This window comes from Nocardia sp. NPDC058640 (assembly GCF_042716995.1).
Classification (GTDB): domain Bacteria; phylum Actinomycetota; class Actinomycetes; order Mycobacteriales; family Mycobacteriaceae; genus Nocardia.
The window spans coordinates 57,598-71,964 of record NZ_JBHXRG010000005.1; the positions used below are offsets into that span (position 1 = coordinate 57,598).

The window sequence follows — 14,367 nt, forward strand, 5'->3', positions numbered from 1 at the left end:
TCCAGACCTGAGCTCAGTCCGCCCGGACACCCCGGCTCGGAAACAGGTTGCCCCACAGCGTCGTTGGGGTGCGCTCAGGATCCATCAGTTCGTTCTCCGCAAGGGGACTGTCCTCGTTCGCGACGGTGTCGGGCTCGAACCGCACCAGCGTCCGGCCCTCGCCGCGCAGGGCCTCCACCGTGCGCACCAGCGACGATGTTTCGGCGAGAGTCGCGTCGAACTTCGCGGGTTCGGCACCGAGATGTTCGCACAGCAGTTGGCGGCGGATGCCCAGGATGGTTTCGCGCAGGTGTTCGGCGTCGGGGGTGGTAGGCGTGACCTCGACAGCGAGGTCGCATTCGGTGTCGAAGCCCATCGAACGGTTGTTGAGGTTCGACGAGCCCACGCGCAGGAGACGGTCGTCCATGACCAACACCTTGGCGTGCACGTAGATCGGCGCACCGGCGGCGGTGACGGGGTAGTAGACGCCGAGGCGGTTGCCGGTGTCGGCCTCCCACAGCAGGTGCAGCAGGCGTCGGCGGGCGCCGTCCATGGCCTGTTGTTCGAGCCAGCCGTCGGCGTTTCGGGGCAGCACCAGCACGATTTCGGGGCCGTCGGTCTCGCGCAGCCGGGCGGCGATCGCTTCGGCGAGCGTGCGCGAGGCCAGGTACTGACTCTCGATATACAGCGACCGGCGCGCGCCCGCGATCGCGGCCAGATACAGCGCCCCGATCTCACGGACTTCGGTGCGCTCGGCCAGTTCGGGCAGTGTTCGCGCGATGCCGACGTCGACCGAGCGCATCGTCGGCTCGAGTCCTTCCGGCCACGGGGTGTGCTCGGCGGTGACCGGTTCGAGTCGCTGTCCGGTGGCGGATTCCCATCTGGCCCTTGCCAATTCGCCGATGGCCTGTGCCGCGGCACCGTCGACGGCGGTGGTCGCGTCGTGCCACGGGCCGTAGCGATTGCCGTTGGGTTCGGCGCGAAAGGTGTTGTCGTCGTGGTGATTACTGGTGTCCCAGCGGTCCACGGTCATGTCGATGCCGCCGCAGAACGCGAGCTGGTCGTCGATCACCACGATCTTCTGATGATGGGCCGAACCGATCGGGTGCGCGCCGTCCATTTCGAAGTGCAGGCGCCGGTCGGTCATCCAGTTCACCACGAAGATCGGCGTCATGCCGCGGCCGATCGCGGCGAACGCGCCCACCTTCCATTTCAGCACGTAGATCTCGAGATCTGGTCGCTGTTTCGACAGCCAGGCCAAGAACTTGCCCAACTGATTCGGCCCTTCGAGGGTCTTTCCCCGTGGTTCGAATTCGATGCGGGTGTCGAAGTCCCAGCCGATCAGCACGATCCGCCGGCGGGCCTGCAGCATCGCCGACTTGGCATGACGGAAATAGTCAGCCGCGTCGACGATGCAGGCCAGCCGGTCGGCTCGCGCGATCTGCCAGCAGGTGTCGCCGGGAATCAGGATCTGTTGCTCGTGGATCATCCGCAGTTCCTTCGTCCGACTCGACACCTGTCCCCGCAGGTGAACGACTCACACTACTGCGCGCGCCCCCAGCCCGTGGGCGGCGGCGACCGGGGCGTAGGTGATGGTGCCGGCCAGGGTGTTCAGACCAAGCGCCAGGCTGGGGTCCTCGAGGCAGGCGCGCTCCCAACCCTTGTTCGCCAGCGCCACCGCATAGGGCAGGGTGGCGTTGGTCAGGGCGTAGGTGGAGGTGTGGGGGACCGAGCCGGGCATGTTCGCCACGCAGTAGAAGGTCGACTGGTGGACCTGGTAGGTCGGGTCGGCGTGGGTGGTCGCGCGGGTGTCCTCGAAGCAACCGCCCTGGTCCACGGCGATGTCGACCAGTACCGAACCGGGCTTCATCTGCGCGACCAGCTCGTTGCTCACCAGCTTCGGCGCGGCGGCGCCGGGGATCAGGACCGCGCCGATCACCATGTCGGCCGCGCGCACCTGCTCGGCGATCGCCAACTTCGACGAGGCAAGGCCGTGTACGCGATTGTCATAGCGCCAGAACGACATTCGCAGCTTGTCCAGATCGGTGTCGAGCAGGGTGACGTCCGCGCCCATGCCCAACGCGATATTGGCCGCGTTCTGGCCCGCGACACCGGCGCCGATGATGACCACCTTGGCCTGGTCGACACCGCCGACACCACCCATCAGCACACCGCGTCCGCCGTACGGCTTCATCAGCGCGTGCGCACCGACCTGGGGTGCCAGGCAACCGGCGACCTCGGACATCGGATACAGCAAAGGCAGTGTGCCCGAAGGCAATTGGACGGTCTCGTACGCGATGGCCGTGACCTGCTTGGCCAGCAGCTCGTCGGTCAACGGCCGATCCGCCGCCAGGTGCAGGTAGGTGAACAGCACCAGACCTTCCCGCAGGCGGTGGTACTCCTGCGCCACCGGCTCCTTGACCTTCAACACCATCTCCGCGCCCGCCCACACCTGATCGGCGTCGGTGAGGATCTGCGCGCCCGCGGCCAGGTACTCCTCGTCGGGAATCGACGACCCGACGCCGGCCCCGGCTTCGATGGTCACCTGATGGCCGTTGGCCACCAGTTCGTGCACACCGATCGGCGTGATCGCCACCCGGAATTCGTTGTTCTTCACTTCTTTGGGGACGCCGATGCGCATGATTTCTCCTACTCAGGATGGTCGAGTTCTGACATGAGAGTCGAGCATTGGTGCGGTGATCTGCGACATGTCTGTACGATCAGCGAAATTTGGTCGAAAACTTGCGTATTGTGCGGTCATGCCCTCGCCTGAGCAGCACCGCCCGAACCCCGTGCAGCCGTTCCGTGGTTCACCGTCGAGTCTGGACGATATCGACCGGCACCTGCTGGCGGAACTCGCCGAGGACGCCCGTGTCCCCAACAACGTCCTGGCCGCCCGCGTGGGCATCGCCGCGTCCACCTGCTCGCTGCGCCTGCGGCGACTGCGCGAGCTCGGCGCCATCCGCGGCTTCTACACCGACATCGCACCCGAGGCACTGGGATTGCCGCTGCAGGCGATGATCTCCGTGCAGGTGCAACCGGCGGCCCGCGCGCGCATCGGCGAACTCAGCGCCAAGCTCGCCGCGCTGCCCGGGGTGGTGAACGTGTATTTCCTCGCGGGCACCGTCGACTTCCTGATCCAGGTGTCGGCGGCATCACCGGATGCGTTGCGCGAGTTCGTGACCGCGGAACTGAGCGCGACCCGCGAATTCGCGTCCACCGAGACCAGTTTGGTCTTCGAACACATTCGCAGCGCACCGCCCACGCGGTGATCGTCTGCGACGATGTGCGCATGAGCACCACCACCCGACCGGGTGTGATCACCGCGGGCACGCTGGTTCTGTTGTCGTCGCTGTACTTCGCGCAGGGGCTGCCCTACGGCTTCTTCACCCAGGCGTTGCCGGTGGTGTTGCGCGAATCGGGCTACTCGCTGACCGCGATCAGCGCGTCGAGTGTGCTGTTCCTGCCGTGGGCGTTGAAGTTTCTCTGGGCGCCGTATGTGGACCGGTACGGCACTCGGCGCACCTGGTTGTTGGTGTTGCAGCTGCTGTCCGCCGCGGTGGCGTTGGTGTTGGCCTGTGCGGATTTGTCGTCGTCGTTGCGGTGGATGTTCGTTGGGATCGTGGTGGTGAACCTGCTGTCGGCCACCCAGGATGTGGCCACCGACGGTCTTGCGGTGCGGCTGTTGGGTCCGCGGCAGCGTGGGCTGGGCAATGGGATTCAGGTCGGTGCGTATCGGGTCGGGATGATCGTGGGTGGCGGGGCGCTGCTGTGGTTGTACGCGCTGGCCGGGTGGCGGGCGTTGTTCCTGGCCATGGCTGGGTTGATCGTGCTCACCACGGTGCCGGTGTGGTTGTTGCGGGAACCGGTCGCGGATCAGCTGCCACGTGTGCAGCCGGTGCGGTTGGTGGGTGCCTGGTGGAGCAGGTTGCGGCGGCCGGGTGTGCTCGCGTTCATCGCGCTGATCGGCGCGTTCAAATTCGGTGACACGATGGCGTCCGCGCTCACCGGGCCGTTCATGTCCGATGCGGGCCTGACACTGGGCCAGATCGCGCTGATCAAAGGCGTGCTGTCCTCGGCGGGTGCGCTGGCTGGTGCGGCGCTGGGTGGGTGGTTGGCCTACCGCTACGGGCGGCAGCGGGCATTGCTGATCGGCGGTGTCACGCAGACCGCGAGCATCTCGTTGTTCCTGTTCGCCTCGCTGGGCATCGGAGGCTTCGAACTGTTGGTGACCGCGAGCTTGGCCGAGCACGTCTTCGGCGGGGCGGCCACTGTTGCGGTGTTCGCGCTGATGATGGATGCGTCTGAACCCGATCACGCGGGCAGTGATTACACGCTGTTCGCGTGTGCGATCGTCATCGTTCAAGGAGTGGCGGGGATGGTTGCGGGGGTGGTCGGCGACCTGGCCGGGTATCCGGCGATCTTCACTATTGGGCTTGTTCTATCCGGACTCGGCTGTGCTGCACTGTGTTTCGGGCTCGCGCGTGGTCTGGGGCCCCACAATCTGCACCGAGCCCTGATTCCTGTCGGTGGAGAACCGGGTAAGTAGGCGCCGGACCTGCTGCACTGGACTATCTTGAGTCCGATGTGCACGCCCGAGATCGTTCGTCTCGCCCATGACGGTGCGCTACGTCCCAGCCGACGGGCGCTGTTCGGTCTGGCGGGACTGACCGCTGTCGCGGCCGCCGCCGCCCCCGCTGTCGCCGCGCCTCGCACCGGCGTTGTCGACCTCACGCACACCCTCACCCCGCAATTGCCGGTCTGGCCGGGCAATCCGCCGATGGTAATGGTGCCCGTGGCCTGGCACGCGTCGGGCGGGTTCGGGCAGTTCGCGCTCGGATATTGGGAGCACACCGGCACGCACATCGACGCGCCCGCGCATCGGGTCCCCGGCGCCGCCACCACCGAAGCCCTGCCCGTCGAGGACCTGGTCGCGCCGCTGGTCGTCATCGATATCAGCGCCAAGGCCGCCGTCGATGCCGATGCGGTGGTGACCGTCGCCGATATCGACAGCTGGCGTGCGCAGCACGGAGAGATTCCGCCGCGGGCCTTCGTGGCGATGTATTCCGGGTGGGAACAGCGCATCACGCAACCGTCGACCTTCCTCAACCTCGACCACCGCGGCACGCCACACGCGCCTGGATTCTCCGCTGCGGCAGCGGAATACCTTGTCGCACAATGCGGAATCGTCGGGGCGGGAGTCGACACGCTCAGTCTCGATTGCGGCGTCGATCCCGAATACGGTGCGCACACAGCACTTCTGGGTGCGGGTCGCTACGGCGTGGAGATGCTGGCCAACCTCGCCTCTGTGCCGGCGAAGGGTGCCACGGTCGTCATCGGCGCGCCGAAGCACGCGGGTGGCACCGGCGGCCCGTGTCGCGTGCTCGCCCTCACCTGACCATCACCAGTCGGGCCGACCGATCGAAAGACGGTGCTGGAAAACAGTTTTCGGGTCGTATGCCTGCTTGACTCGCAGCAGCCGCGCATAGTTGTCACCGTAATAGAAGGCGTGCCACGGCAATCCGGACGTGTTCCATGCCGAGTCGGCCAGATCAGGGTCCGGGTAGTTGATGTAACTGCCCCCATACTCCCCGCCAGGAACCGGAACACCGCCCGTCGAAGCGTGCACGTCGCGATACATCTCGCGCGCCCACCGCACATACCGGTCATCGTCGCCGGGCAACCGCCACGACGCGTGAATGAGCACCTTCATGAACGAATCCCGCGCGGGCATCGCCGTGGCATCAGCGGCAACCGCGTTGATCGCACCACCGAACGGCAGGAATTCCAGCTGTGATTCGCCCAGGAAACCGAGATCGGTGATGTAGCGGTAGAAGATTCGCAGCTGTTCGGGGGAGTAGGCCCTGCGCAAGTAGGCGGCCTTCACCTTGACCCGCGTGGTGTTCACACCCTTCGCGTAATAGACCTGTGCCGCGGTGTCGGGATAGGACAGCTCCGCGACGGGCGTGAGAATCGGCGGCGGGAACACACCTGCACTGACCGTCGCCACGAAATCGTCGAAACGTCTTCGCGCATCAGGTGTTTCACCATCGAGCAGGATCAACATCTCGGCCGCGCCGGTTCCGGTGGTCCTGATCATCAACGGCGCGTACAGACCGGCGAACTCGTTGCCCGGCGCACTGTGCCGCTCGAAGAATCCGAGATAGTTGCCCAGCAAGCGCACGAACGAATCCTGGGTGGTGACAGGGAAGATCAGCCGCGCGTTCAGCATGGTGCGCGGCGGTCTCGGCAACGCCAGCGCGGCGTCGGAACCATCGGAGTCCGGTGACCGCAGCAGATAGCGCGTCACCACACCGAAGTTGCCGCCCCCGCCACCGGTATGCGCCCACCACAGGTCGCGAGCAGGTGAATCCTTGGTCGCGACAACAACATTCGCCTCACCAGCATCATCGACCGTGACGACCTCCACCCCGGCAAGATGATCCGCGACCAACCCGAACCGCCGCGACAACGGTCCATAACCACCACCGCACACGTGCCCGCCCATCCCCACACCCAGGCAGATCCCCGCGGGCAACGTGACACCCCACCGATGCAGCGCGCTGTACACCGACCCGATGTCAGCACCAGCACCCACCGAGAACGCGCGATGCTGCTCGTCCCACCCCACCGCGTTCAACCGGCCGAGGTCGATGAGCGACCGGGTCTGCGCGTTGTCCACGAAATCGTCGAAACAATGCCCGCCCGAACGCGCCGCGATCCGCGAATCCCGCGCCACCGCGTCCGCGACAGCGCGCCGAACCTCCTCGGTGTTGCCCGGCACGAAGATGTTCGCCGGCCGCGCCTGAAACCGCCGGTTGTACCCGCGCGAGGCCAGCGCGGCGAACTCCTCGGCACCCAGCCGATCCTGCGCCCGCCCCACAGGCATGCCGACCGCGGCCAGCGCACCCCCAGCCGCGGCGGCAGCGAACAACTTTCGACGTGACAGCGACACCGGAATCCTTCCGACCAGCACCTTTTCAGACGAATCTGTTCGGACACTAGCGGAACCGCCGGGCCGACACCGCCACCTACGGCCGAAGCCGCACGGCGAAAGGTGGGACGGGCTCGGCGATGTGGGTGTCGGTCAGGGCTTGCGGGCCACCGCTCCGTAGGCGGAGATCGGGCGGACTTCGCCGACCTGGGTTGTCTCCGGGCGCCACTGGGTGATCGAGACAACGCCGGGTTCGACCAGTTCCATGCCGTCGAACACGCTGCGGATCTGGGCCTGGGGGCGAGGGACGTACGGGGTGCCGCCGGTGCCGGTGTAGTTCTCGCACAGGGTGACGTAGGCCTGGCTGTCGTCGGTGCCGTCCCAGTAGATCAGGTAGCTGCCCGAGGGCACCTCGCCGACCACGGTGCGCACGATGCGCAGCAGATCGTCGTAGGTCTTGGCGTGACCGAGCACGCCCATGAACATCACCGCGATCGGCTCGTTGAAGTTGAGCACGTTGCGGGCGTCGGCCACGATCTGTTCGGGATCGTGGAAGTCGGAGTCGATGTAGGTGGTCACGCCCTCGTCGGTGGTGCTGGTCAGCAGGGCGCGGGCGTGGGTGAGCACGAGCGGGTCGTTGTCCACGTAGACCACGCGCGCGTCGGGAGTTACGCCCTGGGCGACCTCGTGGGTGTTCTGCATGGTGGGCAGCCCCGTGCCGATGTCGAGGAACTGCTTGATGCCACGCTCCTTCGCCAGGAACCGCACGGTCCTGATCAGGAACTGCCGTGACTGCACGGCCATGGTGGAGATGTCGGGATCCACCGCCAGCCCGGCGTCACCGGCGATCTTGTCGATCTCGTAGTGGTCCTTGCCCCCCATCCAGTAGTTCCAGATCCGCGCGGAATGGGGGATGTCGGTCCGGATCATCGGGGTCTGCGTTTCGGCCATGAGCCTTGCTCCTCTGCGACTGTGACAGCGGCGCCCACCCAGCTCGGGAACCACCAGCGGCATAGCATCTGATCTGTTTGCGACAGTACAAGATTCGCCCTGCGTGCATCGGGCGAAACCGGGTAAACCCGCCACATGACGACACTGCACCACACGATGACACTGCGCTATATGACAACCGCACTCGCCGCGACCGCCCTGCTGGCCACGGGCTGCGATCAGGTGGAGAAGGCGGTCAACAAGGGCGGCGACACGCCATGCAGCGAATACACCGCCCAGAACCCCGACGACCGGCGGACAACGGTGACCAAGTTCCTCGAGCAGGAGCGCGGCGACAACGCGAAGACCGACCCGAACACCGTCGACTTGTCCATCGCCGCAATAGATCTGATGTGTGGCGCGCAGGCCAACCCCGACGCTCCTATTCGTGAAGCGGATCTGACGGGTGTGTTCGTGCCCAAGTGAGATCACCAAACCGGTTGCTGCGGAAGCGAACTCGGATCGTGGTGGTGCGCGGTTGAATCGAGACCGGTGGTTTACCGGCGCCGTGTACGGTTGGCCGTAGGTGCTCGAGCCGAGTCACGGCTTCCATTCCTGCTCTGTCGGTGCCGCAGCGCACCGTCGATCGCTTCGAGGAACATTCGCATGACCAGTGATCTCGCCGACGACCCCTCCGACCTGACGCCCATCGACCCCGAAGAAGAAGACCCGACCGTCCACTGGCCCGAGCCGAGTCCGCTGCAATCGTGGTGGGCCGACATCATGGGCGCGAAGAAATCGCGACGGTCGGGTCAGCAGGGATGAAGGTAGTAACTGGCTGAATGCCACGGCCCGTCAGCAAGATCAACCCTAGCCAGTAGTTAGCGTGGCTAAACGTGAATCAGCTCACCATCTCGCGGCATAACCCCAGGTCGTAGCTCAAAAACAAACCGGACGCTCGTCCAGAGCCAAAATGTTGCCCGCGGCACAGTATTGTCTGTCGTCGGTCGGATTTCGGTGTGCCGTGGCAGAGCTGCGGCACTGATTCGAGGGTTCACACGGCGTTGCTCGACATCTATCACTTCTCTTACGGGTGGATCACTCCCGTCCTGGCGTACTTCATGTCGTTCGTCGGCTGCCTGCTCGGTTTGCAGTGCGCTGCGCGCGGCCGCAATGCCGAACAGGGACGCACCGGCTGGCTGGTGAGCTCGGCGATCGCCATCGGCGGCACCGGCATCTGGGTCATGCACTTCATCGCGATGCTCGGCTTCACGATCGAAGGCTCCGAAATCCGCTACGACATCCCGCTGACGCTGTTCAGCGCGGTGACAGCGATGATCGTGGTCGGCATCGGTCTGTTCATGGTGAACAAGCCGCAGCCCACCCTGGCCGCACTGGTCGGCGGCGGCACGATCGCGGGTCTCGGCGTGGGCAGCATGCACTACACCGGCATGTACGCGATGAAATCCACCGCCGCGGTCGGCTACAACATGTGGGTGGTGTCGCTGTCGATGGTGATCGCGGTGGTCGCCTCGATCGTCGCGCTGTGGTTCACGCTGCGGGTGAAGGGCCTTCCCGCCACGATCGGCGCGGCAGCGATCATGGGCGTGGCGGTGTGCGGAATGCACTACACCGGCATGTCGGCCATGCACGCGCATGAAGGTCACCAGAACGCGCCGCCGCCCTCGGGCGCGCAGGCGATGCAGCTGCTGGGCCCGCTGATCGGGGTGATCTGCGTGGTCACCATGTTCGTGCTGATCATCGTGAGTCTGTCCGAGGTCGAGAACAAGGAATCGCTGCCCAAGATGCGCCTGAACTCCACGGTGCGCCCGCAGACGCAGGGCCACTGGCCGGTGGCATCGACCGAGCGGGAACCCGCGCCGACCTACCCGGCGTTCTCGCTGGCCGCGTCGTCGTCGGCGGCGGGCTCGTCTGCCGGGAAGGCCAACGGCAGGTCGCTGACCTGGCCGAGGAACACCCCGAACGGGCCCGCTGACATCTCGGACATGGTGTCGTAGTAATCCTGATCGAAGTCGACCTGACCGGTGCCGTCGTAGAAGAACTTCAGCGGGATCGACGGATGGAACCAGTAGTAGTTGCGCACGGGATTGCCCGCGCTGTCCACGCCGGTCAGGCCGACCTGGAAGCCCTCGTCGGTCTGGAACTTGACCTCGGTCACCAGCTGCAGATGGGCGAGAAACTTCGTATCGCCGTCCGCGATGCTCAACGAGACGATTTCACCGTTGTACACGAAACCCGACATCGACCGGCCTCCCTCGTAGACAACACTGACCGCCCAGTTTAGGCAGCCGCGCCGCGCGAGGTCGGGACGCGACCACGGTGCGCCCGTGCGCGATACGCACAAGCTTCGCAATAAGAATCCTTGTTGGCGCTGCGGCGTGCGTGTTGTAATTCGCCCGAGATACGAATTTATGACGCGAGACAGTGGGGTGAGTGGCTGTGCATGCACGATTGGCGATGGATTCGGAAGAGCTGGAACGGAACTGGCCGGTGCCCGAAATCGAGGTCCTCGATAGCGAGGATTTCACGACGAGTCCACTGACCTCGGACCGGGTGAGTCGGCTCAGTCCTACTGCGCGCCATCGGATTGCGGCCTTCGTGCATACCACACTGGCGGACCTCGAGGAAATGCCAGAGCCACGGTTGCCGGCACCGGTCCGCCCGCTGTCATTGATTGTTTGCAACACCGACGAGTAGGCGAATTACTTCACAAGTCCGACAGCGATTTTTCGCGAATTCTTGTGACGGGCAACAGAATTGTGTTGCAGACTTTCGACGTTCGATCGTTTCAACCTGATGAAGTTTCGCCCGACCGAGGAGGAGCTCTACCTATGACCGGATCTGCTGCCGACTTCCTGGCCGAAGTGATCACCAAGACGATCGTGAGTCTGTTGACGTCGTTGAGTGCCGGCTGATCTTCGCCGTCACCGCAGGGGCCGCACCGCTCGAGGTGCGGCCCCTGCTGCGTTTTCCGCCGCATTCCCCCGGGTATTGACCTGGACGCCGTGTCCAACCTAAATTGGTTGTACACGGTGTCTCACCTATCTGGGGCACGCGGCATATGGGAGTGCGTAGATGACTCAGAAGGTGTTCGTCGTCGGTATCGGCATGACGAAGTTCGAGAAGCCCGGATCGCTGGAATGGGACTACCCGGACATGGCACGCGAGGCGGGGACCAAGGCCCTCGCCGATGCCGGAATCGACTACGACCAGGTCGAACAGGCCTACGTCGGCTACGTGTACGGCGAGTCGACCTCGGGTCAGCGCGCGGTCTACGAACTGGGCCTGACCGGTATTCCCGTGGTCAACGTCAACAACAACTGCTCCACCGGGTCCACCGCGCTGTACCTCGCGGCCCAGGCGATCCGCGGCGGGCTGGCCGACTGCACCCTGGCGTTGGGCTTCGAGAAGATGCAGAAGGGGTCGCTGGGTTCGACCTACGACGACCGCGAACAGCCGATGATGAAGCACCTGCTGGCGCTGGCCGAACTGCAGGAGTTCGCCATGCCGCCCGCGCCGTACATGTTCGGCGCCGCCGGCAAGGAGCACATGGAGCTGTACGGCACCACCGCCGAGCAGTTCGCCAAGATCGGCGTGAAGAACCACAAGCACTCGGTGAACAACCCGTACGCGCAGTTCCAGAAGGAATACAGCCTCGAGGAAGTGCTGGGCGCCAAGCAGATCTACGGCCCGCTGACCAAGCTGCAGTGCTCGCCGACCTCCGACGGTTCCGGCGCGGTGATCCTGGCCAGTGAGGCCTTCGTCGACCGGCACAACCTGGCCGATCGGGCCGTGGAGATCGTCGGGCAGGCCATGGTCACCGACCTGGCGTCCACCTTCAGCGAACCCACCGCAATCAACCTGGTCGGCTCCTCCATGTCGCGTGCCGCGGCGCTGAAGGTCTACGAGCAGGCCGGGATCGACCCCGACGACATCGACGTCATCGAACTGCACGACTGCTTCTCCACCAACGAACTGCTGACCTACGAGGCGCTGGGCCTGTGCGCGCCCGGCGAGGGTGGTCGGCTCGTCGACGACAACGCCACCACCTTCGGCGGCAAGTGGGTCGTGAACCCGTCGGGCGGCCTGATCTCCAAGGGTCACCCCCTTGGTGCCACCGGGCTGGCCCAGTGCAGCGAACTCACCTGGCAGCTGCGCGGCGACGCCGACGCACGCCAGGTCACCGATGCGCGAATCGCGTTGCAGCACAACATCGGTCTCGGCGGCGCCGTCGTGGTGACCGCCTACCGCCCCGCCAACCGCTGACCTTTCCCCTTCCGAATCACACCAGGAGTAACACCATGGCATCTGTGTCCGTTTCCACCGCCCTGCCCGTCGCCCCCGAGCTGGCCTGGGCCCGGTTGAGCGATCTCGCGAACTGGGAGCAGTGGCTGACCATCCACGAGGGCTGGCGCGGTGAACTGCCCGCCGAGCTCGCCGCGGGCTCGCGTTTCACCGAGGTCGTGTCGGTGATGAACATGGCCAACAAGATCGAGTGGACCGTGGCCGAGGTCGTGCCGAACTCGTTCCTGCGCATCACCGGCGCCGGAATGGCCGGTGTCACCATCGAATTCGTGCTCAAGGTGGAAGCCACCGACACGGGTTCCTCGGCCGCGTTCGACGCCAGCTTCAAGGGCGCGATGATCGTGGGCCCGATCGGCAAGGCCGTGGCCAAGCACGCCGAGGCCGACCTGAAGGAATCGATGGCCAAGTTCACCGAGCTCGTCGGTTCGGCCGCGTGACCACCTCGGAATCGGCGGGAGTCGTCTTCGACGGCTCCGCGCTGGGGGAGTGGACCGAGGAAGAACGGTTCTCGGTCACCGCCGAACGGATCGCGGAATACGCTGCGGCGACCAATGATCCGATCCCCGCGCACCTGTCGGGTGACATCGCGCCGCCGGTGTTCGCGGTGGTGCCGGTGTTCACCTCGATGGCGCCGGCCGCGCTGTCGGTCGCGCCGGTGGAGCTGCTGATGAAGCTGGTCCACGGGGAGCAGGACTTCCTGTTCCACCGGCCGATCCGCGCCGGCGACGAACTGGTGGTGAAGGCCAAGCCGATCGGTTACGTGGGCCGCCCGAACGGTTCGACCGTGGTCATCTACGCCGAAACCCGTGACGCGGCAGGCGAACTGGTGAACGAGCAGTGGATGACGGCGTTCTTCCGCAAGGTCGACGCCGGACCGGGGGAGGGGGAGCTCGCGCCCACCCACCGGATCACCGACGAGGGTCGGGCAGGCGACCCGGCCGCCAAGGTCACCGCGCATATCGACCAAGACCAGACCTTCCGCTACTCACCGGCCTCGGGCGACCCGATGCCGATCCACCTCGACGACGAAATCGCCCGCATGGCAGGGCTTCCCGGCATCATCAACCACGGCCTGTGCACCATGGCGTTCACCTCGTGGGCCGCACTGACCGAACTCGCCGACGGCGACACCACCCGCTTGCGCAGGTTGGCCGTGCGGTTCGCCAAACCGGTGCTGCCCGGCCAGGACATCACCACCACGTTCTGGCCCACCGACGCCACCGAGCCCGGCACCAAGGCCTTCGCCTTCGACACCGAGGCGGCCGGCCAGATCGCGATCACCGACGGCCGCGTCGAAATCAACTAGGAGACAACACTCATGGGAAAGCTTGACGGCCGCGTCGCGGTCATCACCGGTGCGGGACGTGGCATCGGCCGCGAACACGCACTGCTGTTCGCCCGCGAAGGCGCCAAGGTCGTGGTCAACGACCTCGGCGGCGCCAACGACGGCACCGGTACCGACGCGGGCCCGGCCCAGCAGGTGGTCGACGAGATCGTCGCCGCGGGCGGTGCCGCGGTGGCCAACACCGACAACATCGCCACCTGGGACGGCGCGAAAGCCCTTGTAGACCAGGCGATCACCGAATTCGGCACCCTCGACATCGTGGTGAACAACGCGGGCATCCTGCGCGACGCGTTCATCGCGGGCATGGACGAGTCGCAGTGGGACTCGGTCATCGCGGTGCACCTCAAGGGCCACGCCGCCACCCTGCATCACGCGGCCGCGTACTGGAAGGCGCAATCCAAGGCAGGAAATGCGGTGAACGCGTCGGTGATCAACACCGCCTCCGCATCGGGCACCTTCATGCCCAACGCGGGCCAGGCGAACTACGGCGCGGCCAAGGCGGGCATCGCCGCGCTGACGCTGGTCGCCGCCGACGAGCTCGAACGCTACGGCGTGCGCGTGAACGCGATCGCCCCGATCGCGCGCACCCGCCTGACCCTGGCCACCCCCGGCATGGGCGCGCTGTTCGCCGCCGAGGTTCCCGAGGGTGAGTTCGACGCGTTCGCCCCGGCCAACATCTCCCCGTTGGTCGCGCACCTGGCCGAGGCCGACTGCGCGCTCACCGGCAAGGTGTTCGCGGTGCAGGGCGGTGCGATCGTCGAACTGGCCGGTTGGCATGACGTGCGCACCGTGGAAACCGACGGCCCGTGGACCATCGACGAGGTCGCCGCCCAGTTGAAAGTGACCCAGTAGC

General features: G+C 65.8%; 15 protein-coding genes. 11 read left to right on the top strand and 4 right to left on the bottom strand.

Annotation, left to right across the window (positions count from 1 at the left end):
- Positions 1–13 precede the first annotated feature (13 nt).
- Both ACFWU5_RS09535 and ald read right to left on the bottom strand, forming a co-directional pair.
- A complete protein-coding gene (locus tag ACFWU5_RS09535) occupies positions 14–1,468 on the bottom strand; it encodes a phospholipase D-like domain-containing protein (RefSeq protein WP_379266757.1) in 1,455 nt (484 codons plus the stop codon).
- Positions 1,469–1,516: 48 nt separating this feature from the next.
- Entirely contained in the window at positions 1,517–2,620 is a 1,104-nt protein-coding gene (ald, locus tag ACFWU5_RS09540) for an alanine dehydrogenase (protein WP_379266758.1), read from the bottom strand.
- Between the two features lie 118 nt (positions 2,621–2,738).
- On the opposite strand from ald, the gene ACFWU5_RS09545 reads away from it, so the two are divergent.
- The 3 genes from ACFWU5_RS09545 to ACFWU5_RS09555 are packed head-to-tail and all read left to right on the top strand — an operon-like array spanning position 2,739 to position 5,377.
- On the top strand, positions 2,739–3,251 hold the full coding sequence (locus ACFWU5_RS09545) for an Lrp/AsnC family transcriptional regulator (protein WP_379266760.1): 513 nt from the start codon (positions 2,739–2,741) through the stop codon (positions 3,249–3,251).
- Positions 3,252–3,271: 20 nt separating this feature from the next.
- Complete coding sequence (locus ACFWU5_RS09550) at positions 3,272–4,528, top strand: MFS transporter (protein ID WP_379266761.1); 1,257 nt, start codon at positions 3,272–3,274, stop codon at positions 4,526–4,528.
- Positions 4,529–4,564: 36 nt separating this feature from the next.
- The gene (locus ACFWU5_RS09555) at positions 4,565–5,377 is read left to right on the top strand and encodes a cyclase family protein (RefSeq protein ID WP_379266762.1); all 813 of its coding nucleotides are present in this window, start codon (positions 4,565–4,567) and stop codon (positions 5,375–5,377) included.
- A gap of 3 nt (positions 5,378–5,380) precedes the next feature.
- On the opposite strand, the gene ACFWU5_RS09560 is transcribed toward ACFWU5_RS09555, so the two are convergent.
- Positions 5,381–6,934, bottom strand: coding sequence for an FAD-binding oxidoreductase (locus tag ACFWU5_RS09560; RefSeq protein ID WP_379266763.1), 1,554 nt, complete (start codon positions 6,932–6,934; stop codon positions 5,381–5,383).
- A 132-nt stretch (positions 6,935–7,066) separates the two neighbouring features.
- Positions 7,067–7,864, bottom strand: coding sequence for an SAM-dependent methyltransferase (locus ACFWU5_RS09565; protein ID WP_379266764.1), 798 nt, complete (start codon positions 7,862–7,864; stop codon positions 7,067–7,069).
- 171 nt (positions 7,865–8,035) lie between these two features.
- Between ACFWU5_RS09565 and ACFWU5_RS09570 the strand changes: the two genes are divergently transcribed.
- The 8 genes from ACFWU5_RS09570 (at position 8,036) to ACFWU5_RS09605 (ending at position 14,366) form a co-directional block, all read left to right on the top strand.
- Positions 8,036–8,329, top strand: a complete 294-nt coding sequence (locus tag ACFWU5_RS09570) for a hypothetical protein (protein WP_379266765.1) — start codon at positions 8,036–8,038, stop codon at positions 8,327–8,329.
- 180 nt (positions 8,330–8,509) lie between these two features.
- On the top strand, positions 8,510–8,668 hold the full coding sequence (locus ACFWU5_RS09575) for a hypothetical protein (RefSeq protein ID WP_379266766.1): 159 nt from the start codon (positions 8,510–8,512) through the stop codon (positions 8,666–8,668).
- A 239-nt stretch (positions 8,669–8,907) separates the two neighbouring features.
- On the top strand, positions 8,908–9,861 hold the full coding sequence (locus ACFWU5_RS09580) for an MHYT domain-containing protein (RefSeq protein ID WP_379241623.1): 954 nt from the start codon (positions 8,908–8,910) through the stop codon (positions 9,859–9,861).
- Between the two features lie 436 nt (positions 9,862–10,297).
- Positions 10,298–10,561, top strand: coding sequence for a hypothetical protein (locus ACFWU5_RS09585; protein WP_379241624.1), 264 nt, complete (start codon positions 10,298–10,300; stop codon positions 10,559–10,561).
- Between the two features lie 378 nt (positions 10,562–10,939).
- Positions 10,940–12,130, top strand: coding sequence for a lipid-transfer protein (locus ACFWU5_RS09590; protein WP_379266767.1), 1,191 nt, complete (start codon positions 10,940–10,942; stop codon positions 12,128–12,130).
- Between the two features lie 35 nt (positions 12,131–12,165).
- A complete protein-coding gene (locus tag ACFWU5_RS09595) occupies positions 12,166–12,606 on the top strand; it encodes an SRPBCC family protein (protein WP_379241626.1) in 441 nt (146 codons plus the stop codon).
- Positions 12,603–13,475 (top strand): MaoC/PaaZ C-terminal domain-containing protein, encoded by an 873-nt coding sequence (locus ACFWU5_RS09600; RefSeq protein ID WP_379241627.1) that lies wholly within the window; start codon positions 12,603–12,605, stop codon positions 13,473–13,475. Before ACFWU5_RS09595 ends, ACFWU5_RS09600 begins: the two co-directional genes overlap by 4 nt.
- Positions 13,476–13,487: 12 nt before the next feature.
- Complete coding sequence (locus ACFWU5_RS09605; RefSeq protein WP_379241628.1) at positions 13,488–14,366, top strand: SDR family oxidoreductase; 879 nt, start codon at positions 13,488–13,490, stop codon at positions 14,364–14,366.
- The last annotated feature ends 1 nt before the right edge of the window (position 14,367 follow it).

Bases quoted from the DNA above. Each gene is read 5' to 3' on its own strand.
- ACFWU5_RS09535 (WP_379266757.1), bottom strand. From the start codon at position 1,468: ATGATCCACGAGCAACAGATCCTGATTCCCGGCGACACCTGCTGGCAG.
- ald (WP_379266758.1), bottom strand. From the start codon at position 2,620: ATGCGCATCGGCGTCCCCAAAGAAGTGAAGAACAACGAATTCCGGGTG.
- ACFWU5_RS09545 (WP_379266760.1), top strand. From the start codon at position 2,739: ATGCCCTCGCCTGAGCAGCACCGCCCGAACCCCGTGCAGCCGTTCCGT.
- ACFWU5_RS09550 (WP_379266761.1), top strand. From the start codon at position 3,272: ATGAGCACCACCACCCGACCGGGTGTGATCACCGCGGGCACGCTGGTT.
- ACFWU5_RS09555 (WP_379266762.1), top strand. From the start codon at position 4,565: ATGTGCACGCCCGAGATCGTTCGTCTCGCCCATGACGGTGCGCTACGT.
- ACFWU5_RS09565 (WP_379266764.1), bottom strand. From the start codon at position 7,864: ATGGCCGAAACGCAGACCCCGATGATCCGGACCGACATCCCCCATTCC.
- ACFWU5_RS09570 (WP_379266765.1), top strand. From the start codon at position 8,036: ATGACAACCGCACTCGCCGCGACCGCCCTGCTGGCCACGGGCTGCGAT.
- ACFWU5_RS09575 (WP_379266766.1), top strand. From the start codon at position 8,510: ATGACCAGTGATCTCGCCGACGACCCCTCCGACCTGACGCCCATCGAC.
- ACFWU5_RS09590 (WP_379266767.1), top strand. From the start codon at position 10,940: ATGACTCAGAAGGTGTTCGTCGTCGGTATCGGCATGACGAAGTTCGAG.
- ACFWU5_RS09595 (WP_379241626.1), top strand. From the start codon at position 12,166: ATGGCATCTGTGTCCGTTTCCACCGCCCTGCCCGTCGCCCCCGAGCTG.
- ACFWU5_RS09605 (WP_379241628.1), top strand. From the start codon at position 13,488: ATGGGAAAGCTTGACGGCCGCGTCGCGGTCATCACCGGTGCGGGACGT.